Here is a 23,741-nt window from a genome sequence, read left to right on the forward strand (position 1 = left end):
TGTTTTACTAAGTACAATGCAGGTGTACAGTGCAAAACAACTATAGCGGTGTTGCTTTCCTTTTAGCCAGACCCGAGATGGCGTTTGTGATGTAAACACGAAGTGACTCACAAAATTTGAGGTACACTCACTGCCGGGCTAACAAGGAGATAATGATGGGGAATGAAGGCGTTGTAGCGGTTGAAAAAGCGCTGGCTTTACTGGATTGCTTCCGTCCTGGAGATGAGAGCCTGACGCTGACCGCGCTGGCACAGCTATCGGGTTATCACAAAACCACGGTTTACCGCTTGATGAATTCTCTTGAACGGATGAATTACGTCGTCAGGCATGAAGACGGCAATTATGCGCTGGGCCCACGTCTGCTTTACCTCGGCAAGCTGTATGAACAATCTTTCCATCTTTCCCGAGTGGTTCAGCCAGAGCTTCAGGCCTTATCCCTGGCGTCTCAGGAGAGTGCCAGCTGGTATGTGCTGGAGGGAGGGCAGCGGCTTTGTCTGTTTCGCGCTGAAGCGTCGCATGGCCTGCGACACAGCAATCTTCCCGGTAGCCAGTTTCCGCTCGATAATTCGGCCATCAGTAAGATATTACGCCATTGGGGGCTCAATGAGAGCCTGCCGGAGGGAGACGCTGAACTCCCTTTCTACACGTCAGGGGCACGCGATCCCCACACCGCTGCGTTTGCGATGCCTGTCTTCGGCGTTCACGACAAGCTGGTTGCGGCGTTAGCCCTGACCGGCCCCATCTCACGGCTGACGGAAGATCGTCGTGAGAAGGAGATAGGTCAGTTGATGAAGGCGGCAGCAAGCCGTCTGTCGCAGAAAATGGGAGCCAGTAAGCTCTTCTGTCAGCAGTTTTTTGGGGAAACGAGCGATACGGCGGAAGAACATCTTTAAATGCAGAAGCGGGACAGTTGTCCCGCTTCTGTCAACGCTAATGCGTGACCTGTTTTTCGTGTAGCTGAGCGTTGCGGGCCTGTCGGCCCATAATGAGCACCGCTATCCCCCCGGCCACGCACAGCGCGGCCAGAGGAAGCATCGCCAGCGTGTAGCTGCCCGTCCGCTCATTGATAATGCCGTACGCGTTTACCATCACCGCCCCGCCTATCAGGTTTGCGATGGCACCAATCGCGGCCAGTCCCGCCGCCGCTGAGGTACTGCTCATCCAACCGGACGCCAGCGCCCAGAAAGGCCCTTTCATTGAATAGGCGCCTATCAGCATAATGCTGAGGATAACGATCGTGGCAGACAGCGAAACGCTCACAAAGGCGGCGAACACGCCGGCGGCAATTATGAATAGCGTGAGTGCGGTATGCCAGCGGCGTTCGTTGGTACGATCGGAATTCCGTCCCCATACAATCATGAGAACAGATGCCAGACCGTAAGGAATGGCGTTAAGCAGACCTGTCTCAAGATTATCGAGATGGAAGGATTTCAGCAGTTGAGGAGACCAGACGCTGATGGTGGTACCCGCGGACGATGCACCCGCGTAAATCAGCGCCATCAGCCAGATTTGGCGATGCTTTAGCAACTGCCAGGTGGTCTGGTGTCCGATATTCTTTTGCTGATTGCGCTCGGTTTCCAGCGTGGTTTCCAGCCATTGTTTCTGTTCACTGCTAAGCCAGCTCGCCTGATGAGGGCGATCCCGGAGAATAAACCAGGCGGCAATACCCAGCAGCACCGCCGGCAAGCCTTCAATAATGAACAGCAGATGCCAGCCGCGAAGACCCAGCCAGCCATCCAGTGACAGTATCAACCCGGAAAGCGGGGAGCCAATGAAGTTAGCGAGCGGGATGGCGACCATAAAGGACGCAATAATGCGTGCGCGGTAGCGGGACGGGATCCACCAGGTCAGATACAGCACGACGCCCGGGAAGAAGCCCGCCTCTGCAGCTCCGAGAAGAAAACGGACGATATAGAGCGACGTGGTGTTCTGCACCAGGGACATACACATGGAGACGATGCCCCAACTGATCATAATGCGCGGGATCCACAGACGGGCGCCGACTTTCTGCATGGCCAGGTTGCTGGGTACTTCAAACAGAAAATAGGCCACGAAATAAAGACTGCTGGCGAAGCCAAATGCAGCTTTGCTGAGGCCAAGGTCCTCATTCATCTGCAGCGAAGCCATGCCGATATTCCCGCGATCGATAATGGAGACCAGGTAACTGACAATCAGAAACGGGAGAATACGCCAGATCACCTTCCGCATCGTCTCTCTTTCTATGTCCTCGGTGGCGGTAGCACCGTTACGTAAATGTTCTGTCATTGTGTCCTCGCAGGGTATGTTCTTTGTTTTATTAGGTACAACTGAGTTTTATTAAACAAAACCACTATAGCGACGGCGCGTTCTTTTTATCCAGTTAATGGAAGGTTTAAATGATGTAAATAAGAGGTGACTCACAGATAGTGCGCTCCAGATATATCGCTCACAGCAGTCGAACCAGCCGCAAAGAGGAGACTCTATAAGGGTGATAATCACGCAGCGCAATTATTGCACCAACTTTTTTCCTCCGATCCACTAAGCTTCGACCAGGCCAGACAGCTCCAGGTGCCCCGCTGCGTTCGCGGGGTCATTTTTCTTCCCGGTCAGAGCACCTTTCATGCAGCTACTCAGCATCATTATTTTGCTTACCCTTACGGTGGTCATCCATTCGCTGTGGATGTTTTGCGTTTTAAAATTCATTAACTTAGAGGTCGACTCTGCGGTGCGCGTGGTTTTGCGTAACGTCGGGATCGTTATCTCCATGATCTTCGCCCATCTTCTTGAAGCCGGTCTCTTCGCCGGGTTTTATTTTGTTATTGATGCATTTAACGACTGGAACACCAGCTTCTACTTTTCGCTGGTCAGTTACGCCACGGTGGGATACGGCGATGTCACGTTGCCTCAGCACTGGCGGCTGATTGGGGGTGTGGAAGGCCTGGTCGGCGCCTTGATGGTGGGCTGGTCAGTGGCGGTTCTGGTGGCCGTACTGCAGCGTTTGCGCGGCATGAGCGCCTAAACGGCAGATGCGCGACCCCATGGAGTGCGGTAAAGTACCTCTCTTTGCCGGGCCTGGAAGGCCGCGGCTTTAAGGGTTAAAGGCTGGTAAACAGCCTGCCCCTTTCCGTTCCTGGTTTACGCCAGTTTGCATGGTGTTGTGTTTTGTCTGCCAAAAGGGTTGTGTATGTCTGCTGCTCATCTCGGTTTCCCGACTGAAACCGTTGTTGTCTTTGTAGTGATGGCCGTCGGGGCGATGTTTATCGACCTCTTTATGCACCGTCACGATAAACCGATCTCGCTGAAAAGCGCTGCCATGTGGTCCCTCTTCTGGGTCATGATGGCCATGGCTTTCGCCGGGTTCCTGTATGTTCACCACGGCGCAGAGATGGCGAGCCTGTTCCTCACCGGTTACGCGCTGGAAGAGGTGCTCTCCGTCGATAACCTGTTTGTGATGATGGCGATTTTTGCCTGGTTCGGCGTGCCGGATAAATATCGTCACCGTGTCCTCTACTGGGGCGTGCTCGGGGCGATTGTTTTCCGCGGTATCTTTGTGGCCATTGGTACCAGCCTGTTAAGTCTGGGGCCTTACGTCGAGGTTATCTTCGCGCTGGTCGTCGGCTGGACGGCGGTGATGATGCTCAGACGCAATGAAGAGAGTGACGAGGTTGAAGATTACTCCGGCCATCTGGCTTACCGTCTGGTGAAACGCTTCTATCCTGTCTGGCCTAAAATCAGCAGCAATGCCTTTATTCTGACCCAGAAAGAGGTGGACGCGGAGCTGGAGAAACCTGAAAACCAGGACGTAACGGTTGGACGCGTGAAGAAGGCGAAACGCTACGCAACGCCGCTGTTGCTTTGCGTGGCGGTCGTGGAACTCTCTGATGTGATGTTCGCGTTTGACTCCGTGCCGGCCATTATTGCCGTCAGCCGTGAGCCGCTTATTATTTACAGCGCAATGATGTTTGCCATCCTCGGCTTGCGTACGCTCTACTTCGTGCTGGAAGCGCTGAAGCAGTATCTGGTGCATCTGGAGAAAGCGGTCGTGCTGCTGCTGTTCTTCGTGGCGTTCAAGCTCGGATTAAATGCCACCGATCACTTCTGGCACCACGGTTATAGCATTGGTGCCACGGCAAGCCTGTTTGTGGTGCTTGGCGTGCTGGCGCTGGGGATTATCACCAGCGTGATGTTCCCGGGTAAGAAAGAAGCCCATTAAAAGCAAAACGGCAACCTTTGGTTGCCGTTTTCGGGTAGACAGTGTCTAACACTTAATCGGTGAATGTCGACGCTTGCGCGGTGGATGGAAGTGCCGCCAGTGTGCATCCTGCGCCGCCGCCAGCAGTTCATGGTCACCGCGGGTATCGCCCCACGCGCGCAGGTGGTAGCTATTCAGATCGCCATACACTTTTTCCAGCCTCGCCACCTTCTGGGCACAGCGGCAGTTGTTGCCGGTGATACGTCCGGTCAGCTTGCCGTCTTTCACTTCCAGCTGTGTGCCAATCAGCTTAATCCCTAGCTTGTCAGCCCATGGCTGGAGCACCAGCGCCGGAGAGGCGGAGCAGATGGTCACTTCCGCACCGGAATTCACCTCTGCGGCGACGGCCAGTACGCCGGCAGGGCGCATCAGCTTGTCCCAGTATTTTTCGCAAAACGCTTCCGCCTTCTGGCGTAGCCAGTGTTCATCGACGCCCGTCAGGAACGTTTTAATCAGCACTTCCTTCAGCTCATCGCGCGTCAGCTTACGACGCACGCAGTGCAGCGTGGGTAAGGCCATACGCACCAGGCGGCCCGCGAAGTAACGTTTACCAAAGGCAAAACGCAGGAAAGGGATAAAGCTGTCGTGGTGCGTCAGTGTTCCATCAAAGTCGAAGACGGAGAGCACGTTGGATTTGGCCACGGCCTCGTCGGCAATCATATTGGTCATAAATACGTCTTAGCTAAAATACACATTCTGTTGATTAGTTTACCTGCTTTACCCTGTCTGTCCTTCTGTCTTGAGCATTTTTTTCGCGATCTTGCGATCGGAAAGTGAGTCCATTTTTGGTCTCAATAATAATTGGTTGAAAAGCGAGCTGTCTATATTATCGCCACATTGAGCGCTATTTCGGGGGAACGTTGGCCCCCACCGGTAAGGAAAATATTCACTCACTGAATCTATTTTGATATGACGTTTAGATCGCTTATTTCAATCCTCTCGTTAAGTCTGGCTTCGTTTTCGGCATTGAGTTTTCAACTGCCGGCGTCGATGCTGTCAATGAACCGCGAGCTCGCCCTTTCTCCGGCAAAATCCGCGTTGCTGCACCAGGAAACAGGACCACTGCGTACCCGGATCCTTGATCAATACCAGAAGTGGAAAGGCACCCACTATCAGTGGGGCGGGACCACGCATCGGGGCGTGGACTGCTCCGCGCTGATGCAGCATCTGTTCAGCGATGCGGCGCACCTTAATCTGCCGCGTACGACGGGCGAACAGATCCATCGCGGCGTGAAGGTGGCGCAATACCGTCTGAAGGCGGGGGATTTGGTCTTCTTTCAGACCGGTCCAGACCGAAGGCACGTGGGCGTGTACATCGGCAATAGCCAGTTTATTCATGCCTCACGCAGCCAGGGCGTAACCGTTTCAACCCTGACTGATGACTACTGGCAGGCGCACTATATTACTGCCCGACGGGTCACAGACCGTTCTGTCTGAGGGATCAGATGATGTCATCCACCACGCCGCCATCGACGCGCAGTGCCGCGCCCGAGGTGGCGGAGGCCTGGGGCGAGCAGACATACACCACCATATTGGCGACTTCTTCCACCGTCGCGGCACGCTGGATAACCGAGCTCGGGCGGTGAGTCATCACAAACTCTTTCGCCAGTTCCTCCAGCGATTTGCCGGTTCTCTCGATCTCGTCTTTCATCATGCCGGCAAAACCGTCTGAAAGGGTGGGACCGGGCAATACGCTGTTCACCGTGACACCGCTTCCCGCCACGAACTTCGCCAGCCCGCGAGCGAGCGACAGCTGCGCCGTTTTGGTCACACCATAGTGGATCATGTCCGCCGGAATATTGCAGGCCGACTCGGACGAAATAAACACCACGCGTCCCCAGCCTTTCTGCACCATACCCGGCAGCAGCGCACGGGAGATACGTACGCCGGACATCACGTTTGTCTGCCAGTAACGCTCCCAGGTGTCATCGTCGGTGCCATAAAAATCCTGCTGGCCGTAAATGCCGGCGTTGTTGACCAGGATGTCGACGTGGGTCGCCACGTTCAGCAGCGATTCCACCCCTTCAGCCGTGCTGAGGTCGGCAATTGCGGCGCGTACCTGCACCCCAGGCACAACCTGTTGTAGCTGCTGGATACCTTTATTCACAGACTCCGTGCTACGGCCATTGATGATCACTTCCGCACCGCTTTCAGCCAACCCTCGGGCTATGGCGAACCCGATCCCGCCGGTAGAGGCGGTCACCAGCGCGACTTTCCCCGTAAAATCGATCTTCATCATCTGCTCCTTATCGTGTTTAACGTTCGGACCTTAAAGCGTAGCAGGTGAGGATGGCGGCTCCTGGCTAAAAAGGCGCAGCAGGGTCTCAACCTGTTCATCCAGCGGGCCGAGGGAGCGTTTCACAATCAGGTGCAGCGGCGTAGCCCGGCGTGCGCCATGGCTAAGCGGCAGGCGTTTAAGCACCCCCAGATCAAGCTGGGTCTGAATACGCTCCTCTGGCAGCCAGCCATAGCCGACCTGAGACATCACCGCCTCTATGGCTGCATCAATGGTGGAAAAGGTCCACGACTCGCCGGCCGCACGCGCGGCGGTCTGGCTGTCGGCTATCTGAATGAGCGGCCACGGGCGCAGCATATCGTCGTTAAGCGGCGCGTCGAGGCTAAAGAGGGGATGTTGATGATGCGCCACGGCAACAAAGTCGATATTCATCAGCCATTCGCCAAGACCGGTTATGTCCTGGCGGCGGGTTAACACCATCACGTCGGCTTCATCATTAATGACATCGGTGCGGCTATTTTCCAGCACTTCGGTGAGGCGGACCTGCGTTTGCGGATACAGCTGCTGGAACTGACGCAAAATAGCGAACAGGCGTCGGCGCGGGAAAATGCTGTCCACCACCAGATCTAACCGCGTGCGCATTCCATTACGCAGGCTTGCCGCATGGGTCTCAACATAGGCGAAGGCTTTCAGCAACGGTTTAACCTGGTTGAGCAGGAGTTCGCCGGCCGGGGTTAAGACAGCCCGCCGCCCCTCGGGCACCAGCAGCGCCACGCCCAGCCGCTCCTGCAGCAGCGACAGGTTATAGCTGACCGAGGACTGGCTGCGGTTGGTCTCTTCCGCTGCTTTGGCAAAGCTGCCTGCCTCGACCACTCTTTCCAGTAATGACCATTGTTCAAGCGTCGTCTTATGCATGATTAATCTAAAATTTGGATGAATTTGATTTAAACATAGCGTTATTCATTCATTTTTTGAAGGGGTACGATCGTCTCATCAAAGCAAAGGAGACACATTATGAACACCTTCGACAAACATGACTTAAGCGGCTTCGTCGGCAAACACCTTGTATATACCTACGATAATGGCTGGAACTACGAGATTTATGTCAAAAATGAAACCACCCTTGATTACCGTATTCACAGCGGGATTGTGGCGAACCGTTGGGTGAAAGATCAGCAGGCTTATATTGTTCGCGTAGGGGAGAGCATCTATAAAATTTCCTGGACAGAACCAACCGGTACCGACGTGAGCCTGATTGCAAACCTGGGTGACAAACTGTTCCACGGCACCATCTTCTTCCCACGTTGGGTGATCAACAATCCAGAAAAAACCGTCTGCTTCCAGAACGATCATATTCCATTGATGAATGCGTATCGTGATGCGGGTCCGGCATACCCCACTGAAGTCATTGATGAATTTGCGACGATCACCTTTGTTCGCGACTGTGGGGCGAATAATGAAAGCGTTATTGCCTGTGCGGCGAGCGAGTTACCAAAAAACTTTCCTGATAATTTAAAATAAGCGCGACAATTAACTAAAAAGAAAAGTTCCCGGCTATTTCTTCTTTTAAAAGAAATAGCCGGGATTTTTTTTGTTTGTTGATGTTATGTTTAAAAAATTGCAGGCAAAGGTCGAGTTTGATCACACAATAAATAATTCATAATAATTTAACTCTTTGTATTTTAAGTGGTTAATGGGAGGGTGAAGTGAATGGAATGTCTTTCTTAATTTTTCCCTAAGAAATGTTAGCTACCTTGATATAAGTTTATGGTTCGTTGAAATAAACGAGCCGGCATTTGGTTAATATCAAAAGCGTGCCATTCTTATTTCAAGGAAATTAATGATGAGTGATTTTTTGCCTTTTTCCCGGCCGTCCATGGGTAGCGAGGAATTAGCGGCGTTGCAGGAGGTATTAACCTCCGGCTGGATCACCACAGGACCGAAAAATCAGGCGCTTGAAGAGGCATTCTGTCAGCTAACCGGGAATCAACATGCGATTGCCGTCAGCTCAGCGACCGCGGGAATGCATGTCACGCTGATGGCGCTGGGTATTGGTCCAGGCGATGAAGTGATTACCCCCTCCCTGACCTGGGTATCCACACTGAATATGATTGTGCTGCTGGGCGCAACCCCGGTGATGATTGATGTGGACCGGGATACGTTGATGGTCACGCCGGATGCGGTCGACGCCGCCATTACGCCACGCACAAAAGCGATTGTTCCGGTTCATTATGCCGGCGCGCCGTGTGATATCGACGCCATTCGCGCCATCGGGGAACGTCACGGTATTCCGGTCATTGAAGATGCGGCGCATGCAGCCGGCACGAACTACCACTCGCGTCACGTGGGCTGGCAGGGCACCGCGATTTTCTCATTCCACGCCATTAAAAACATGACCTGCGCCGAAGGCGGGTTAGTGGTCACGGACGATGCGCAACTGGCGCAGCGGATCCGTAGCCTGAAATTCCACGGCCTGGGTGTGGATGCCTACGACCGCCAGACGCACGGTCGTGCACCGCAGGCAGAAGTTATCACGCCCGGCTTCAAATACAACCTGGCGGATATCAACGCCGCGCTGGCGCTGGTGCAGTTGGGCAAACTGAAAGAGGCCAACGCACGACGTCATGACATTGCTGAACGCTATCTGCGCGAGCTTGCCGATACGCCGTTCCAGCCGCTGCGTATTCCTTCATGGCCGCACGTCCACGCCTGGCACCTGTTCATCATTCGCGTGGATGAAGCCAGCTGCGGGATTTCTCGCGACAACCTGATGGCAGCCCTGAAGGAAAAAGGCATTGGTACCGGCCTGCATTTCCGCGCGGCGCACACGCAAAAATACTACCGCGAGCGTTTTCCTGATGTATCGCTCCCGAATTCTGAATGGAATAGCGCGCGTATTTGTTCTCTCCCCCTTTTCCCGGACATGACTCATGACGACACAACCCGCGTCATTACCGCGCTCCATCAGCTTGCAGGAAATTGATATGTTCAGCGCACCGCCTGTACAAAAAGTTTCTGTGGTTATCCCCGTTTACAACGAACAGGAGAGCCTGCCCGAACTGATCAGCCGCACGACGGCCGCCTGCGACACGCTCGGCAAAGCCTATGAAATACTGCTGGTGGATGATGGCAGTAGCGATAATTCCGCGCTGATGCTGACCGAAGCCGCGCAGGCCGAGGGCAGCCATATTGTTGCCGTGCTGCTTAACCGTAACTACGGCCAGCACTCCGCCATTATGGCCGGGTTCAGCCACGTGACGGGCGATCTGATTATTACGCTTGATGCCGATCTGCAAAACCCGCCGGAAGAGATCCCGCGTCTGGTTGCAAAGGCCGATGAAGGGTACGACGTGGTCGGCACGGTGCGGCAAAACCGTCAGGACAGCCTGTTCCGTAAGCTGGCTTCCCGCACAATCAACCGTTTGATCCAGCGGACCACCGGCAAAGCGATGGGCGATTATGGCTGCATGCTGCGCGCCTACCGCCGCCATATTGTCGACGCCATGCTGCACTGCCATGAACGCAGCACGTTTATTCCCATTCTCGCGAACACCTTTGCCCGTAAGGCGACGGAAATCCCGGTACTGCACGCCGAGCGCGAGCACGGGGAGTCGAAGTACAGCTTTATGCGTCTCATCAACCTGATGTACGACCTTATCACCTGCCTGACCACCACGCCGCTGCGCCTGTTGAGCGTTTTCGGCAGCATCATTGCCGTGTTCGGCTTCGCGCTCTCCGTGCTGCTGGTGTTACTCCGCCTGATCTACGGTCCCCAATGGGCGGCGGAAGGGGTCTTCATGCTCTTTGCCGTGCTGTTTATGTTCATCGGCGCCCAGTTTGTCGGGATGGGCCTGCTCGGGGAATACATTGGCCGTATTTATAACGATGTTCGCGCACGTCCGCGCTACTTTATTCAACGTGTTGTCCGCCAGGAACACAAAGCATCTCAAGAGGAAATTCACCCATGAAAGCTGTTGTCTTTGCCTATCACGATATGGGGTGTGCGGGCACGCTGGCCCTGCTGGAAGCGGGCTATGAAATCGCTGCAATCTTCACGCATCCGGACACGGCCGGAGAGAATAACTTCTTTGGCTCGGTGGCGCGTATCGCCGCAGAGCGCGGTATTCCGGTTTACGCCCCGGACGATGTCAACCATCCGCTGTGGGTGGATCGCATCCGGGCGCTCGCGCCTGATGCCATCTTCTCGTTCTATTATCGCAACCTGATTTGCGATGAGATTTTAAGTCTGGCCGCAAAAGGGGCATTTAATCTTCACGGCTCTTTGCTGCCCGCCTACCGTGGCCGCGCACCGCTGAACTGGGTGCTGGTGAACGGCGAAACGGAAACCGGCGTCACTCTGCACCGTATGGTGCATCGCGCAGATGCCGGTGCCATCATCGCGCAGCAGCGCGTGGCTATCGACGCGGATGAAACTGCGCTGCAGCTTCATCAGAAGCTTTGCACCGTAGCGCAAAGCCTGTTACGTGATGTGTTGCCAGCGATCCTTAACGGCACCTTCAGCGAGACCGCGCAGGATGAGAGCAAGGCGAGCTGTTTTGGCCGTCGCCGGCCAGAAGATGGTCGCCTGGACTGGAACAAGCCGGCTCGTCAGTTGCACAACCTGGTGCGTGCCGTTACCGACCCCTGGCCGGGGGCGTACAGCTTTGCAGGCGTGAGTAAATTTATCGTCTGGAAATCCCGCGTACGCGACGACATTCCTGCCGCCAAACCGGGCACCGTTGTCTCGGCTTCCCCGCTGATTGTCAGCTGCGGCGAGCAGGCGCTGGAGATCGTTACCGGGCAAACCGATAACGGCGTTTACGTTCAGGGCGCGCAACTGGCTCAGTCTCTGGGGCTGGTCACTGGCGCACTGATCACCAGCGCACCGGTTGTGGCCATCAAACGCCGCACCCGCGTGCTGATCCTCGGCGTCAACGGCTTTATCGGCAACCACCTGACCGAGCGTCTGCTGAAAGACGATAACTACGAAATTTATGGTCTGGATATCGGTGCTGATGCCATCAGTCGTTTCCTCGACAACCCGCGTTTCCACTTTGTGGAAGGGGATATCAGCATTCACTCCGAGTGGATTGAATATCACATTAAAAAATGTGACGTGGTGCTGCCGCTGGTGGCGATTGCCACGCCGATTGAGTACACCCGTAACCCGCTGCGCGTGTTCGAGCTGGACTTCGAAGAGAACCTGAAGATCATCCGCGACTGTGTGAAATACGACAAGCGCATCATCTTCCCGTCCACTTCTGAGGTGTACGGCATGTGTACTGACAAAAACTTCGACGAAGATACCTCTAACCTGGTCGTCGGGCCGATCAACAAACAGCGCTGGATTTATTCCGTCTCCAAGCAGCTGCTCGACCGCGTGATCTGGGCCTACGGCGAGAAAGCGGGTCTGCGCTTTACGCTGTTCCGTCCGTTTAACTGGATGGGGCCACGTCTGGATAACCTTAACGCGGCGCGTATCGGCAGCTCACGTGCCATCACCCAACTGATCCTGAACCTGGTGGAAGGCTCGCCCATCAAGCTTATCGAAGGCGGTAAACAAAAACGCTGCTTTACGGATATCAGCGACGGTATCGAGGCGCTGTTCCGCATCATCGAAAACAAAGAGGGTCGCTGCAACGGAGAGATCATCAACATCGGTAACCCGGATAACGAAGCGAGCATTCGCGAGCTGGCTGAGATGCTGCTGGCAAGCTTTGAACGTCATCCGCTGCGCGATCGCTTCCCGCCATTTGCCGGTTTCCGTGAAGTGGAAAGCAGCAGCTACTACGGTAAAGGTTATCAGGACGTTGAGCACCGGAAACCGAGCATTCGTAATGCGAAACGCTGCCTGAACTGGACACCGACGGTGAAGATGGATCAGACCATTGATGAAACGCTCGATTTCTTCCTGCGCACCGTGGAGCTGTCGGAACAGGTCTCATGAGAAAAGTCGGTTTACGCATTGATGTCGACACCTTCAGGGGGACGCGTGACGGCGTACCCAAACTGCTGGAACTGCTGAGCAAGCACAACGTGCGCTCATCCATTTTCTTCAGCGTGGGGCCTGACAATATGGGACGTCATTTATGGCGTCTGGTTAAACCGGCATTTCTGTTCAAAATGCTGCGCTCACGCGCAGCCTCTCTCTACGGCTGGGATATTTTGCTGGCCGGAACCGCATGGCCCGGCAGGCGCATTGGCGCGGGTAACGAAGCCGTTATCCGCGACGCGGCACAGCACCATGAGGTTGGACTGCATGCCTGGGATCACCATGCCTGGCAGGCCTGGGCTGGCGTCTGGGATATTCCACGCCTGTCGCGTGAAGTTGAGCGCGGCATGCTGGAGCTGGAGGCCATTACCGGTCAGACGATTCGCTGCTCCGCCGTGGCGGGATGGCGTGCCGACCAACGCGTGGTGAAAGCCAAAGAACCCTTCGCGTTTCGCTACAACAGTGATTGCCGCGGCACCGGGCCTTTTTTGCCGCTCATCGGGGAGAATCGCCTGGGGACGGTGCAAATCCCGGTCACGCTTCCCACCTGGGATGAAGTGGTTGGGCGCGAGGTCAGTGCCGCAGGGTTCAATCGCTATATTCTGGACTGCATTCATCGCGACACCGGTACGCCCGTCTATACCATCCACGCGGAAGTGGAAGGGATTGCGTATCAGCATGATTTCGATGCACTGTTGACGATGGCCGCTCAGGAGGGCATTCAGTTTTGTCCATTGAGCGAATTGCTGCCAGAGGATCTTAGCGTCCTGCCCGTGGGCAAAATTGTGCGTAATGAACTGGCTGGCCGGGAAGGCTGGCTTGGCTATCAACAAACCGTGAGTCCGGTATCATGAAAGCAGCCCGTTATGGCTTAGCGCTTCTCGCACTGTTTATCGTTTACTACCTCATTCCGATCGATATCCGCCTGCTGTGGCAGCCTGATGAAACGCGCTATGCGGAAATCAGCCGCGAAATGCTGGCGTCTGGAGACTGGATTGTCCCGCATTTTCTGGGGCTGCGTTACTTTGAAAAGCCGATTGCGGGCTACTGGATCAACAGTATCGGGCAACTGCTGTTTGGGCATACTAACTTTGCCGTGCGCGCCGGCGCCATATTCTCAACCGGGTTGACGGCTCTGCTGGTGATCTGGATGGCGTGGCGCCTGTGGCGGGATAAGCGCGTTGCCATTTTCTCCGGCCTTATCTTCCTGACCCTGTTCCTGGTGTATGGCATTGGCACATACGCCGTGCTGGATCCCATCATTACCCTGTGGCTGGTGGCCGCTATGTGCAGCTTCTGGCTGGCCTCGCAGGCTGAAACCGTGGCCGGAAAAGCGGGTGGCTACGTGCTGCTCGGGCTTGCCTGCGGCATGGGGGTGATGACCAAAGGATTCCTGGCGCTGGCGGTGCCGGTGATAGGCGTGCTGCCGTGGGTGATTGCGCAGAAGCGCTGGAAAGAGGTGCTGATCTTTGGCTGGCTGGCCATCGTGAGCTGTGTGCTGATCGTCCTGCCCTGGGCGCTGGCCATTGCGCATCGAGAGCCTGATTTCTGGCGCTACTTCTTCTGGGTTGAGCATATTCAGCGCTTTGCCCAGAGCGATGCCCAGCACAAAGCGCCGTTCTGGTACTACCTGCCGTTCCTGCTGGCTGGCAGTCTGCCGTGGCTGGCGCTGTTGCCCGGCGCGTTTCGGCTGGGCTGGCGCGAAAGAGACAACACGGGCGGTGGCTTTTATCTGCTTGGATGGGTCGTGATGCCGCTGCTGTTCTTCAGCATTGCCAAAGGCAAACTGCCAACCTACATCCTGCCGTGTTTTGCTCCGCTGGCTATCCTGATGGCGCGCTATGCCTGCATCGCGGCGGACAAAGGGGCCAGAGCGTTACGCATTAACGGCGGGATTAACCTGGCGTTTGGTGTGATTGGCGTGGTGGCGGCGCTGGTGGTCTCGCCGTGGGGGGTTGCTAAGCATCCGGTCTGGACATCCGTTGAGCTGTATAAAGTCTTCTGCGCGGTGCTGGCGTTTCTCGTCTGGGCGGCTGTCGGCTGGTTTACCGTGCGGCAAAGCGCGCAGCGCTGGTGGCTGGCGGCGTTGTGTCCTGCTGGCGTGGCGCTGCTGATTGGGTTTGCCATTCCTAACCTGGTGGTAGATTCCAAACAGCCGCAGTCGCTGGTGGATACCATCCGTGACCCGCTTCAGAGCAGCCGGTTTGTGCTGGCGAACAATGTTGGCGTGGCCTCCGGGCTGGCGTGGGAGCTTAAGCGTAATGACATCATTCTGTTTGGTCAGAGCGGCGAGCTGAGCTACGGGCTAGCGTACCCGGATGTGAAAGACCGGTTTGTCGAGAAAGATAATTTTGCGCAGTGGCTGGCAACGCATCGCCAGCAGGGGGGCGTGTCACTGGTGATCCTGCTGTCAAAACACGACGATATTAAGCGGGCTCATCTGCCAGAACCGGACAGCCTGTATATTCAGGGCCGTCTGGCCTGGCTGCAGTATTTACCGCAATGACGACCTGGCTCTGGTTGATACTGGCAAGCCTGCTGACCTGCGCAGGGCAGCTGTGTCAGAAGCAGGCCACCCGTCCGGCGAAAGCCGGGCGGCGTGGCGCGCATATTATGCTGTGGCTGGGCTTGGCATTGCTGGCACTGGGCAGCGGCATGCTGGTCTGGCTGGTGGTTCTGCAGCGCCTGCCTGTCGGCGTTGCCTACCCTATGCTGAGCCTCAATTTTGTCTGGGTGACCCTGGCGGCGAAAGCATTCTGGCATGAAAAAGTCGCGTTGCATCACTGGCTGGGCGTCGGGTTCATCATCATCGGCATTGTTATCCTCGGAGGAAGCCTGTGAGAGGAACGTTCTGGGCGTTATGCAGCGTAATGCTGGTCAGCGCGGCGCAGCTGCTGCTGCGCTATGCCATGCAGGCTCTGCCGCCAGTCAGCGAGCTTTATGCGTTTGTCTCCGCGCTCTGGCACGTCTCATCCGGTACTGGCGCGCTGCTGCTGGGACTCATGGGGTATGTGGCCTCGATGGGCTGCTGGTATCTGGCGTTGCATCGCATGGCGCTCAGCAAAGCGTATGCCTTGCTGAGCCTCAGTTACATTCTGGTGTGGGCCGCGGCCATTTTGTTGCCCGGCTGGAACGAACACTTTTCCTGGCACGGGCTGGCGGGGGTCGGGATGATTATTCTCGGCGTGCTGGTGATTTTTATGCCACGGACATCCCGTGGTGAGCAATCGTCCCGGCGGTAAGGGTATAAGGCGTTGAGGTGCAGACGGCAAGACTGAGCGAGCCGAACTGGAGCTGGCTTACCGAATGCGTCTGCGACGTGCTGTCGATGCTGACAATCTGCCAGGCGCTGCCGCCTCGCTGCTTCACGATGGCCTCTTTACGCGTCCAGATCCCCCAGAAAGCAGAAAGCTTTGTCTCCGGGTCTTCGCGCTCCAGCTCCGCATGTTCCGCCACGCTGAAGACGGCGTTAGCCAGCGCCTGCCAGTTTCACGTGGGCGGATAACTTCGATATCACATCCCACTTCGCCTTCGTCGCTCAGCAGCAGCGCGATATTATCGCCGCTGTGACTCAGGTTAAACCAGAAGGGCTGCGCATCCACGAAGGCCGGCTTCCCTTGCTCACCATAGACGATCTCGGGTAACGGAGAAGGAGAAAGCGTTTTGGCGAGCAGGGTTCTCCCCGCCAGCCAGGATGCATTTCGTGCACCCGCAGGTGCCATATGTGCAAGCGTCGACGCCAGCGGGTCTGCGCTCAGGGTGGAGATCTTTCCCAGTATAAACTGGTACATAGTTACGCCCAGCGTTTGATGATTATCGACGTGTTGATGCCGCCAAATGCGAAGTTATTGCTTTGCAGATACTCGCAGTCAATCTGACGGGCTTCACCCATAATATAATCTAAAGCACCACATTGCTCATCCGGTTGTCTTAAATTGAGCGTCGGGGCAAACCAGCCCTCACGCATCATCTGCAGACTCATCCAGGCTTCCAGCGCCCCACAGGCGCCTAACGTGTGGCCAAAATAGCTCTTCAGCGACGAAATTGGCACGTTGTCGCCAAAGATGGCGGCGGTGGCCTGGCTTTCGGCGATATCACCGCGATCGGTGGCGGTACCGTGCGCGGAGATGTACCCCATGTCCCGCGCGCTTAACCCTGCTAACGCCAGCGACTGCTCCATACAAATTTGCATGGTGTCACGTTGTGGCTGGGTGATATGGGCTGCATCACAGTTGGTGGCGAAGCCAACGATCTCGCCATAGATAGTTGCACCGCGTGCTCTGGCATGCTCAAGCTCTTCCAGAATCAGGGTGCCTGCGCCTTCCCCAATGACCAGACCATCACGCTGCGTATCAAATGGCGAAGGGGTGGTTTTCGGCGCATCGTTGCGCTGGCTGGTCGCGAATAAGGTGTCAAATACCGCCGCCTCTGACGGACAAAGCTCCTCTGCTCCGCCTGCGACCATCACGGTCTGATAACCGTGACGAATGGCTTCCCAGGCGTAGCCAATGGCCTGACTGCCCGACGTACAGGCACTCGACGTCGGGATAACGCGACCCCGAAGGCCAAAGAACAGGCCGGTATTCACCGCGGTCGTGTGCGGCATCATCTGCACATAGGTCGTACCGGTGATGTTGTGGGTGTGTTTTTCGGTGAGCATGGTGGCGAATTCGCTGACCGGCCCGGTACTGCCTGTGGAGGAGCCATAGGCGATACCGGTTTGGCCATTTGTGAGCACCGCCTCGCCAATCAGCCCCGCCTGCTCCAGCGCCAGCTCGGTGGCGCGGGTCGACATCAACGACACGCGGCCCATGGCGCGAATACGCTTGCGGGTATAGTGTTCCGGCAGGGTGAAATCATCAATCGGCGCGCCCAGCAGAGTGTGCAGGCCATCGTAAACCTGCCACTCCGGCATTTTGCGGACCGCGTTGTCATACGCCAGCAGCCTGCGGGAAACGGATTGCCAGTCCTCACCGAAGGCGGTAACGCCGCCCATACCGGTAATCACCACGCGACGCGTCATAGCATTCCTCCGTTGATGGAAATGACCTGGCGGGTAACGTAGCCTGCAATATCTGACATCAGATAGCTGGCAAGTCCTGCAACCTCTTCGGCCTGGCCCATCCGTTTCATGGGAATGATGGACATTGCCTCTTTCAGCGCAGCCTCTTCCATTTCAATCATGCCGGTATCAATCAGTCCCGGCGCAATGCAGTTCACGGTGATGTTGCGTTTTGCCAGCTCAATTGCCAGTGCTTTGGTCGCGCCAATAATGCCCGCTTTTGCCGCGCTGTAGTTCACCTGACCGCGGTTGCCCATCATGCCGGACACGGAGGATAAGGTGATAATGCGCCCCCCTTTTCGGGTGGCGATCATCGGCATAATGCAGGGTTGAATAACGTTATAAAAACTGTCGAGATTGGTATGGATGACGCTGTCCCAGTCGTCTTCGCTGAGGGCCGGAAACGCACCGTCGCGGGTGATACCGGCATTACTGACCACGCCATACCATGCGCCGTGGGCCTCGATATTCTGCTCCAGCACGTCACGGCACTGTTCGCGGTTACCTGCATCGAAAGAGAGCAGGCGACCCTGACCGCCCGCCTGTGTGATGGTATCCAGCGTCGCCTGCGCGCCTGCGGCGTCACGGTGGTAATGTACGCCTACGGTAAACCCGTCAGCGGCAAGCTGGCAGGCGATGGCACGACCAATGCCTTTGCTGGCCCCGGTGACCAGTACGGAACGACTCATGCGTGAGATCCCTGATTAAAAAGCGATGTTAATTCTTCTGCGCTCGGCTGGAAGGTATTGACCCGGCCCGTGGCCAGCGTCTCCTCACCTGAGGAGATCGTACATTCAAAACTGCCGAAGCGTTCATCCTGCATCAGCAGTCTGACGGTGATGTCCAGCGTCGCGTCTTTTGCGAAACGTCCACTGGCGCAGACCAACTCGCGCGCACCCAGCACCATGCCCAGCGCAATATGATCTTGCCCTTTCTGCTGGCGATGCCAGCCTGACCAGACGCCAACGGTCTGCGCCATCAGTTCGAGCGCGTACCAGCCAGGCAAATCGCCCTCGGCATTCAAAAAGGGCGCCAGTACGCTTTGGCCGTTGACCGCGACACGGCATACGGCGGAATCGTCGGTGACGCGTTCAACGGATCCCAGCAGCATCATTGGCGCATCGTGCGGCAGATAGTCGACGGGTGATAAGTAGCTCATGACACTCTCCCCAGCAGGATGCTGGCGTTGTTGCCACCAAACGCGAACGAGTTAGATAAAATGACCGGTTTTTTCAGCGCGGTGCTCTGGTGCAGCACGCCGCACGGCGACAGCGTTTCGTCCGGCGCGTAGCGGGCGAAATCCTGTGGGGGTAACGGCAGGTCACGCGTCAGAATAAGCCAGCTCAACGCCGCTTCGGTGATACCGGCAGCGCCCAGCGTATGGCCGGTAAGGTGTTTGGTAGAACTGCAGGGCACGTTTTCTCCAAAGAGATCGTGTACCACGTGTGATTCAATCTGGTCGTTGAGCGGTGTGGCGGTGCCGTGCAGGTTGATATAGCCAATATCCTCAGGCTGCAGACCCGCGTCATTGAGCGCCTGGGTAATGGCGCGAATGGCGCCTTCACCCTGCGGATGCGGCGCCGAAATATGGTAAGCATCGCTGGACTCGCCTGTTCCCAGCAGCGCGACCCCGGCGGGTTCACGGCTCAACACCATCAGCGCAGCGGCTTCACCAATGGTGATACCCCGACGGTCGCGGCCAAACGGCTCGCAGAGCGTTGGGGAAAGCGATTCCAGACTGTGAAAGCCATTGACGGGCATCCTGCTCAGGGTATCTGCGCCGCCCACAATGGCAATATCCACCAGCCCGGCGTCAATCAGACGCCGGCCGCTGATAATTGCCCGCGCGCTGGAGGAGCAGGCGGTCGAGAGGGTATATGCCGGGCCCTCGAGCTGTAACCAGTTTGCAAGAAAGCGGGACGGATCGCCCAGCTCCTGTTGCGGATACTGCCACCGGGTGCTGGCTTCGCCGTTGAGCGTTAATCGTACGTGCTCATCCCCTTCATCGAGGCCGGAGGTGCTGGTACCCAAAACCACGGCCACGCGGTCGCGGCCGACCCGGGTAATCGCGTCGTCAACGGTGGATTGAATCTGTGCCAGCGCGGCCAGCAGCAGCTGGTTATTGCGGGTGCGGTGCGCGGACAGGGTATCCGGAATGGACGGCAACTCGCCTTCCACGCCGCCCAGCACGGCATCGGGCGCATCCTGCAACCAGCCGGACCGACAATGCATGCCGGGGGCTACACCCGCCGTCAGGTTAGCGGCAATCTCATCCAGCGAGTTACCCAGCGCGTTGACCATGCCAACAGCAGAAATGTAAATCATCTCAGTCACCCAGATATTGAATGGTGATGTGGTAGTTAAAGACGTGTTGCTCGATGCTGATTGGCACGCGCTTGCCTTTGCGTTGCAGGTAGACAATGTCAGTCACCAGCTTGCCGCTGGCATTGCGTAGCTCGCGCCGATCGCCCTTGTCTTTAAGCGTCCAGCCCTTTGGCAGTTGTGGCTGCCAGGCGCTGAGTGGCCAGTGGCTGAGCATCACATCGGCCAGTACCTGGCTGGCGGGAGGCAGCTGCGGCACAACGATCGACTGTTCGGTGTGGATCCCGGTGTCGTCGTAAGTCGCCAGGAACAGACGGATACCGACGGAAGAGAGCCCGGCAAGCGTCACTTTGTGATCATCCGCGTTGAGCATGACCAGCAGGGACTGCGTTTGTCCGTTGAAGGTTCCAGTCAGCAGCTGCTGCGAACTGACCGCCGGGGTAATACCGGGCGGCGGCAGCGTCACTCGGGTTCCTGGCTGAAGCCAGGCCTGCGGACGTGTCCCTTCAGTATCGGTCGAATGGCTACAGCCTGCCAGCAGCAGCGTCGCGACCAGCGCGGCTGCGCGGTAAAAAGCATTCATTTTCGTTTTCTCTCTTTCTTAACAGGCATCGCCAGCGGCGCCAGCAGGAAGGCGGTAAAAATGCCGCTCACCAGCACAATACCGAAGCTGCTGATGGCCTGCGTGGCGCTGAACACGAGCATGCCTAACGTCAGCAGCGTGGTCATCATCGCCAGCGTGATGGCCAGCATCGACGTCAGCGGCGTACCGCGCGGGTTGCCGAAAAACAGCGTGTAGTTAATGCCAATGCCGAGCACCAGGACCAGCGCCAGCAGTGAAAACAGATTTACCGGATGCCCCGTGACGGCCAGCGCGGCCAGCCCGCAGCTGAGCGACAGCACGGACGGGACCAGACTGATAAGCCCTTTTCGCCAGCCGAGGCGTACCATCGCCCCGCAGGCAATCACCGCCAGCGCGACAAACAAGAGTCCCGTTAACAGCGTGCGGTAGAGCTCAAACAGGCTGTCAAAACTGGCCTTGCGATCGACCCAGACGACGCCCGCATGACGGGCGGCTACTTCGCTGAGTGCGGCGCTGTTCCGGGCGTTGTCCACCGGCACTAACACACCGCTTTCGCCGTCAGGCAGGGTCAGCCACAGCAGACGCCAGCCTTCGCTGGCCGGGCTGGCGAGCCACGCCTCCACGCTCACGGGCATGGCATTCAGATTCGGTGTGACGGTGCTCAGCCCCGCGTTTCGCAGCGCGTTCGTTATGGCCGGCGCGGCCTGCTGCAACAGCAGCAGATCGCTTTTCTGGCGCGCCAGCGAATTTAAGGGCAGGGTCCGCCAGCGGGTAATATCCCCCGCTTTTTGGGCCTGGGCTAACGCCGGGGTAAAGGCTTCCAGTCGTTCCAGCGTTTGCTGCGGCGATGCGCCATACACCACAAACCATTTCTGATCGACACCTTGCCCGGTCAGGGCGGTAATGGTTTTCTCCTGCGCCAGAATGTCTTTGGGCAGCGCCTGTAGCTGGGCGATATCGTCGTTGACCTTCAGGGTGGCAAGCCCGGCAGCCGAGACCAGCGCCAGTACCACAGGCAGGCCCACAGAGAGTTTTTTAGTGCGTCGCCAGGCGGCCAGCCAGCGCAACATCAGGACCATAAACGGAACCGGACGCACCGGCAAACCACGACACAGCCAGGGATGCCAGAAAATCACCGTCAGACAGGAGGCGCTCAGCCCCACCGCGGCAAACACCGCCATCTGGCGGATCCCGGGGAAGGGGGCCAGCATCATAATCAGGTAGGCGGCAACGGTCGTCAGCAGCGCCAGAAGCAGCGCATTACGCACTTTGGCCAGGCTTTGCCACGGGGAATGTTCTGCGCCGTGCACCATGCGTTCGGTCAGGTAATAGAGCGTGTAATCCGCTGAAATTCCGATGATGCTCATGCTCATCACCAGCGTCATCAGATGCAGTTCGCCAAACAGCAGCAGCGTCACCACCGTGCCCGCCAGCGCACCTGTGGCAATGGAAATCAGACACAGCAGCAGGGGTTTCAGGGAACGAAACACTGCCAGGATCAGCAGGATAACCCCAAGGATCGTGACGATGCCCAGCGTGGAGATGTCCCGTTTTGCCTGCTGGCTGGCGTAATCACTGTAAAACACGGTACCGCGTGAGAGCAGCTGCGCCTGCGGAAAGCGTGTTTTCAGCGTCTCCTGCAGGGCGGTAAGGGTGGTTACCAGCTGATGGGTTTGCTGCATATCAAACGATGAGCCCGCCAGCTCACCGTGCAGCATATACCAGTAATTTCCACTGGCATCCTGGGTGACCAGCCAGCCGTCCATCAGCCGTAGCTTCTGGCTGTTTTGCGCCAGCGCCAGCTGCGAGCCGCGCATCAGCATCAGGGGATCGTTTTGCAACTCTTTGCCACTTACGCCGGAAAAGGCCGAGTAGAGCTGGGATAAAATCCACTGCGCCTGCGCCTCACCGCCGTTTTGCAGGCGGGCCCGGGTGGCTGAATCAATCAGGCCGTTGCGATGCTGCCAGAAGAACTCGCCCCAGGCCTTTTGCCCGGCGGCGTCCATCGGGCCTTTAACCTCCCTGAGCGAATGGCTGTTTTTCAACAGATCCAGCCACTGCTGCGCCACCCGCGGATCGGGTTCTTTACCGGGACTGACCAGCCAGACAAGCTGGCGGTCAAGACGCTGCATAAACGCGTCGTTGAGTGCCGGCGGGATTGCCCCGAGCGTCTGCTTCGGCAGCATAGCCAGTACGCTGCTGTTCAGGCGCGCGCCGGGCAGCAGCGACAGCAACACGCCCAACAGAATCAGGCATACCGTCGCCCACAGCAGCGCCGGGCGCAGGGATTTACGGTGCGGCAAAGCGTTGGCGTTCGTCATCGGTCAGGCTGGCGGGCGTCAGTGTGTGGCGGGAAAGGACGATATCGGTACGATCGCCCTGCTTATCGTTGAGGCGAATCGTCTCAAGGTAGGTCGCGCCGCCCAGATCGAGGGTAGCGAAAATTTTGTCCAGCGGTGTCGTTGTGGGGGTCAGCACCAGCGACCAGCGGCCTTCGCCGAGATCGCGAAAATCGATGCGGAAGTTCTCTTCCAGCACCTTGCGGTCGGCCTGGAACAGCGCCCGCAGCAGGTGGTTGAACTGGAACATCTGCGGATTATTGTCGGCGGTAATGGTCTGCGGAGGCTGGCCGTTGATCGTCTGGATCATCCGTTTATCATCCAGCAACAACGTCATGGGGAAAGGCGCTTTTTGATCCCACAGCAGGCCGCTGTTGCGTGCGATCAACATTTCGCCCTGCGAGCGCAGCGGCTGCGGCAGATCCTTAATCGTCCGGACCTGTTCGAAATGCGCGCGCACGACAGGTTGCCCGGTAAACCGCTGCTGCAGCTCATCCAGCGTCACGGCGCTCACCAGCGGGCTGATCATCAGTGCCAGCACAGGCAACCATCTCATGGCGTAACTCCCATTCGTTCAAATAATATAGCCGGGCTGACAAAGCACATTTCACGGCTGGCTTCTTCGACGGCCACCTGGATGGTATAGCCGGTGGTGGTGCGTTTACCGGTTTGCGCGTCGAAAATTTGATAGGCGATGCGCAGACGGTTTTCATACTCTTCGATGTGCGCGCGTACACGGATGCGCTGCTCAAAGGTCACCGCATCGCGGTATTTCACCCGGGTATCGACTACCGGCCAGACATAGCCTGACGCCTTCATCTGGCGATAACCGTAGTTAAACTGGTTGAGCAGCGCCTCGCGGGCAATCTCAAAGTAGCGGAAATAGTTGCCGTGCCAGACCACGCCCATCATATCGACATCGTGGAACGGAACGGTGATTTCTACTTCGGTCGTAAAGCGGGGATCGGTCAGCACC

24 protein-coding genes and 1 pseudogene are annotated in these 23,741 nt (G+C 57.1%); 12 read left to right on the top strand and 13 right to left on the bottom strand.

The annotated features are described in order from the left end of the window. Window positions 1–155 precede the first annotated feature (155 nt). Window positions 156–893 carry an IclR family transcriptional regulator gene (locus HV157_RS15725; protein WP_044858534.1) on the top strand — a complete coding sequence of 246 codons (738 nt, stop codon included), beginning with the start codon at window positions 156–158 and terminating at the stop codon, window positions 891–893. A 37-nt stretch (window positions 894–930) separates the two neighbouring features. Here HV157_RS15725 and HV157_RS15730 read toward each other — a convergent pair whose 3' ends face one another. Continuing rightward, window positions 931–2,265 (bottom strand): MFS transporter, encoded by a 1,335-nt coding sequence (locus HV157_RS15730; protein WP_014172063.1) that lies wholly within the window; start codon window positions 2,263–2,265, stop codon window positions 931–933. Between the two features lie 334 nt (window positions 2,266–2,599). On the opposite strand from HV157_RS15730, the gene HV157_RS15735 reads away from it, so the two are divergent. Further along, on the top strand, window positions 2,600–2,998 hold the full coding sequence (locus HV157_RS15735; RefSeq protein ID WP_020884509.1) for a potassium channel family protein: 399 nt from the start codon (window positions 2,600–2,602) through the stop codon (window positions 2,996–2,998). A 165-nt stretch (window positions 2,999–3,163) separates the two neighbouring features. Next, window positions 3,164–4,192 carry a TerC/Alx family metal homeostasis membrane protein gene (locus HV157_RS15740; protein WP_025202820.1) on the top strand — a complete coding sequence of 343 codons (1,029 nt, stop codon included), beginning with the start codon at window positions 3,164–3,166 and terminating at the stop codon, window positions 4,190–4,192. A 45-nt stretch (window positions 4,193–4,237) separates the two neighbouring features. On the opposite strand, the gene HV157_RS15745 is transcribed toward HV157_RS15740, so the two are convergent. Then, entirely contained in the window at window positions 4,238–4,900 is a 663-nt protein-coding gene (locus HV157_RS15745; protein WP_080337456.1) for an HAD family hydrolase, read from the bottom strand. 240 nt (window positions 4,901–5,140) lie between these two features. On the opposite strand from HV157_RS15745, the gene HV157_RS15750 reads away from it, so the two are divergent. Continuing rightward, the gene (locus tag HV157_RS15750; protein ID WP_020884511.1) at window positions 5,141–5,668 is read left to right on the top strand and encodes an NlpC/P60 family protein; all 528 of its coding nucleotides are present in this window, start codon (window positions 5,141–5,143) and stop codon (window positions 5,666–5,668) included. 4 nt (window positions 5,669–5,672) lie between these two features. On the opposite strand, the gene HV157_RS15755 is transcribed toward HV157_RS15750, so the two are convergent. Beyond that, window positions 5,673–6,467, bottom strand: a complete 795-nt coding sequence (locus HV157_RS15755) for an SDR family NAD(P)-dependent oxidoreductase (RefSeq protein WP_025202822.1) — start codon at window positions 6,465–6,467, stop codon at window positions 5,673–5,675. A gap of 33 nt (window positions 6,468–6,500) precedes the next feature. Further along, window positions 6,501–7,382, bottom strand: a complete 882-nt coding sequence (locus HV157_RS15760; protein ID WP_182268703.1) for a LysR family transcriptional regulator — start codon at window positions 7,380–7,382, stop codon at window positions 6,501–6,503. Between the two features lie 99 nt (window positions 7,383–7,481). Here HV157_RS15760 and HV157_RS15765 point away from each other — a divergent pair, with 99 nt between their 5' ends. The 8 genes from HV157_RS15765 (at window position 7,482) to arnF (ending at window position 15,701) form a co-directional block, all read left to right on the top strand. Then, on the top strand, window positions 7,482–7,988 hold the full coding sequence (locus HV157_RS15765) for a phenolic acid decarboxylase (protein WP_020884514.1): 507 nt from the start codon (window positions 7,482–7,484) through the stop codon (window positions 7,986–7,988). A gap of 322 nt (window positions 7,989–8,310) precedes the next feature. Then, entirely contained in the window at window positions 8,311–9,450 is a 1,140-nt protein-coding gene (gene arnB / locus HV157_RS15770; protein WP_182268704.1) for a UDP-4-amino-4-deoxy-L-arabinose aminotransferase, read from the top strand. A 1-nt stretch (window position 9,451) separates the two neighbouring features. Further along, entirely contained in the window at window positions 9,452–10,435 is a 984-nt protein-coding gene (arnC, locus tag HV157_RS15775) for an undecaprenyl-phosphate 4-deoxy-4-formamido-L-arabinose transferase (RefSeq protein WP_020884516.1), read from the top strand. Continuing rightward, window positions 10,432–12,414, top strand: a complete 1,983-nt coding sequence (arnA, locus tag HV157_RS15780; protein ID WP_014172052.1) for a bifunctional UDP-4-amino-4-deoxy-L-arabinose formyltransferase/UDP-glucuronic acid oxidase ArnA — start codon at window positions 10,432–10,434, stop codon at window positions 12,412–12,414. The genes arnC and arnA overlap by 4 nt, the downstream gene beginning before the upstream one ends. After that, window positions 12,411–13,313 (top strand): 4-deoxy-4-formamido-L-arabinose-phosphoundecaprenol deformylase, encoded by a 903-nt coding sequence (gene arnD / locus HV157_RS15785; RefSeq protein ID WP_182268705.1) that lies wholly within the window; start codon window positions 12,411–12,413, stop codon window positions 13,311–13,313. Before arnA ends, arnD begins: the two co-directional genes overlap by 4 nt. Continuing rightward, window positions 13,310–14,965: a lipid IV(A) 4-amino-4-deoxy-L-arabinosyltransferase gene (gene arnT / locus HV157_RS15790; RefSeq protein ID WP_063435118.1), complete on the top strand. Its 1,656-nt coding sequence runs from the start codon at window positions 13,310–13,312 to the stop codon at window positions 14,963–14,965. Before arnD ends, arnT begins: the two co-directional genes overlap by 4 nt. Continuing rightward, complete coding sequence (gene arnE, locus HV157_RS15795) at window positions 14,962–15,300, top strand: 4-amino-4-deoxy-L-arabinose-phosphoundecaprenol flippase subunit ArnE (protein WP_014172049.1); 339 nt, start codon at window positions 14,962–14,964, stop codon at window positions 15,298–15,300. The genes arnT and arnE overlap by 4 nt, the downstream gene beginning before the upstream one ends. Continuing rightward, complete coding sequence (gene arnF / locus HV157_RS15800; protein ID WP_014172048.1) at window positions 15,297–15,701, top strand: 4-amino-4-deoxy-L-arabinose-phosphoundecaprenol flippase subunit ArnF; 405 nt, start codon at window positions 15,297–15,299, stop codon at window positions 15,699–15,701. Before arnE ends, arnF begins: the two co-directional genes overlap by 4 nt. Here the strand turns inward: arnF and acpT are convergent. From acpT to HV157_RS15845, 9 genes and pseudogenes are all read right to left on the bottom strand, one after another. Continuing rightward, window positions 15,658–16,250 (bottom strand): annotated as a pseudogene (acpT, locus tag HV157_RS15805) (4'-phosphopantetheinyl transferase AcpT). The gene arnF and the pseudogene acpT sit on opposite strands and share 44 nt — an antisense overlap. Window positions 16,251–16,252: 2 nt before the next feature. Then, the gene (locus tag HV157_RS15810; RefSeq protein WP_020884520.1) at window positions 16,253–17,482 is read right to left on the bottom strand and encodes a beta-ketoacyl-ACP synthase; all 1,230 of its coding nucleotides are present in this window, start codon (window positions 17,480–17,482) and stop codon (window positions 16,253–16,255) included. Continuing rightward, complete coding sequence (locus HV157_RS15815; protein ID WP_020884521.1) at window positions 17,479–18,210, bottom strand: 3-ketoacyl-ACP reductase FabG2; 732 nt, start codon at window positions 18,208–18,210, stop codon at window positions 17,479–17,481. Before HV157_RS15815 ends, HV157_RS15810 begins: the two co-directional genes overlap by 4 nt. Continuing rightward, entirely contained in the window at window positions 18,207–18,680 is a 474-nt protein-coding gene (locus HV157_RS15820) for a 3-hydroxy-fatty acyl-ACP dehydratase (protein WP_025202828.1), read from the bottom strand. Before HV157_RS15820 ends, HV157_RS15815 begins: the two co-directional genes overlap by 4 nt. Next, window positions 18,677–19,846: a beta-ketoacyl-[acyl-carrier-protein] synthase family protein gene (locus HV157_RS15825; RefSeq protein ID WP_020884523.1), complete on the bottom strand. Its 1,170-nt coding sequence runs from the start codon at window positions 19,844–19,846 to the stop codon at window positions 18,677–18,679. Before HV157_RS15825 ends, HV157_RS15820 begins: the two co-directional genes overlap by 4 nt. Window position 19,847: 1 nt before the next feature. Continuing rightward, the gene (locus HV157_RS15830) at window positions 19,848–20,426 is read right to left on the bottom strand and encodes a DUF3261 domain-containing protein (protein ID WP_014172042.1); all 579 of its coding nucleotides are present in this window, start codon (window positions 20,424–20,426) and stop codon (window positions 19,848–19,850) included. Then, entirely contained in the window at window positions 20,423–22,747 is a 2,325-nt protein-coding gene (locus HV157_RS15835; RefSeq protein WP_121340483.1) for an MMPL family transporter, read from the bottom strand. Before HV157_RS15835 ends, HV157_RS15830 begins: the two co-directional genes overlap by 4 nt. Beyond that, entirely contained in the window at window positions 22,716–23,321 is a 606-nt protein-coding gene (locus tag HV157_RS15840; protein WP_182268706.1) for an outer membrane lipoprotein carrier protein LolA, read from the bottom strand. The genes HV157_RS15835 and HV157_RS15840 overlap by 32 nt, the downstream gene beginning before the upstream one ends. After that, window positions 23,318–23,740 carry a thioesterase family protein gene (locus HV157_RS15845; protein ID WP_014172038.1) on the bottom strand — a complete coding sequence of 141 codons (423 nt, stop codon included), beginning with the start codon at window positions 23,738–23,740 and terminating at the stop codon, window positions 23,318–23,320. Before HV157_RS15845 ends, HV157_RS15840 begins: the two co-directional genes overlap by 4 nt. Between the last annotated feature and the right edge of the window lies 1 nt (window position 23,741).

It is taken from the genome of Enterobacter sp. RHBSTW-00318 (assembly GCF_014101375.1).
Classification (GTDB): Bacteria; Pseudomonadota; Gammaproteobacteria; order Enterobacterales; family Enterobacteriaceae; genus Enterobacter; species Enterobacter ludwigii.

Excerpts from the sequence above, each read along its gene's own strand:
- HV157_RS15725 (WP_044858534.1), top strand. The coding sequence starts at position 156 with ATGGGGAATGAAGGCGTTGTAGCGGTTGAAAAAGCGCTGGCTTTACTG.
- HV157_RS15730 (WP_014172063.1), bottom strand. The coding sequence starts at position 2,265 with ATGACAGAACATTTACGTAACGGTGCTACCGCCACCGAGGACATAGAA.
- HV157_RS15735 (WP_020884509.1), top strand. The coding sequence starts at position 2,600 with ATGCAGCTACTCAGCATCATTATTTTGCTTACCCTTACGGTGGTCATC.
- HV157_RS15740 (WP_025202820.1), top strand. The coding sequence starts at position 3,164 with ATGTCTGCTGCTCATCTCGGTTTCCCGACTGAAACCGTTGTTGTCTTT.
- HV157_RS15745 (WP_080337456.1), bottom strand. The coding sequence starts at position 4,900 with ATGACCAATATGATTGCCGACGAGGCCGTGGCCAAATCCAACGTGCTC.
- HV157_RS15750 (WP_020884511.1), top strand. The coding sequence starts at position 5,141 with ATGACGTTTAGATCGCTTATTTCAATCCTCTCGTTAAGTCTGGCTTCG.
- HV157_RS15755 (WP_025202822.1), bottom strand. The coding sequence starts at position 6,467 with ATGAAGATCGATTTTACGGGGAAAGTCGCGCTGGTGACCGCCTCTACC.
- HV157_RS15760 (WP_182268703.1), bottom strand. The coding sequence starts at position 7,382 with ATGCATAAGACGACGCTTGAACAATGGTCATTACTGGAAAGAGTGGTC.
- HV157_RS15765 (WP_020884514.1), top strand. The coding sequence starts at position 7,482 with ATGAACACCTTCGACAAACATGACTTAAGCGGCTTCGTCGGCAAACAC.
- arnB (WP_182268704.1), top strand. The coding sequence starts at position 8,311 with ATGAGTGATTTTTTGCCTTTTTCCCGGCCGTCCATGGGTAGCGAGGAA.
- arnC (WP_020884516.1), top strand. The coding sequence starts at position 9,452 with ATGTTCAGCGCACCGCCTGTACAAAAAGTTTCTGTGGTTATCCCCGTT.
- arnA (WP_014172052.1), top strand. The coding sequence starts at position 10,432 with ATGAAAGCTGTTGTCTTTGCCTATCACGATATGGGGTGTGCGGGCACG.
- arnD (WP_182268705.1), top strand. The coding sequence starts at position 12,411 with ATGAGAAAAGTCGGTTTACGCATTGATGTCGACACCTTCAGGGGGACG.
- arnT (WP_063435118.1), top strand. The coding sequence starts at position 13,310 with ATGAAAGCAGCCCGTTATGGCTTAGCGCTTCTCGCACTGTTTATCGTT.
- arnE (WP_014172049.1), top strand. The coding sequence starts at position 14,962 with ATGACGACCTGGCTCTGGTTGATACTGGCAAGCCTGCTGACCTGCGCA.
- HV157_RS15810 (WP_020884520.1), bottom strand. The coding sequence starts at position 17,482 with ATGACGCGTCGCGTGGTGATTACCGGTATGGGCGGCGTTACCGCCTTC.
- HV157_RS15815 (WP_020884521.1), bottom strand. The coding sequence starts at position 18,210 with ATGAGTCGTTCCGTACTGGTCACCGGGGCCAGCAAAGGCATTGGTCGT.
- HV157_RS15820 (WP_025202828.1), bottom strand. The coding sequence starts at position 18,680 with ATGAGCTACTTATCACCCGTCGACTATCTGCCGCACGATGCGCCAATG.
- HV157_RS15825 (WP_020884523.1), bottom strand. The coding sequence starts at position 19,846 with ATGATTTACATTTCTGCTGTTGGCATGGTCAACGCGCTGGGTAACTCG.
- HV157_RS15830 (WP_014172042.1), bottom strand. The coding sequence starts at position 20,426 with ATGAATGCTTTTTACCGCGCAGCCGCGCTGGTCGCGACGCTGCTGCTG.
- HV157_RS15835 (WP_121340483.1), bottom strand. The coding sequence starts at position 22,747 with ATGACGAACGCCAACGCTTTGCCGCACCGTAAATCCCTGCGCCCGGCG.
- HV157_RS15840 (WP_182268706.1), bottom strand. The coding sequence starts at position 23,321 with ATGAGATGGTTGCCTGTGCTGGCACTGATGATCAGCCCGCTGGTGAGC.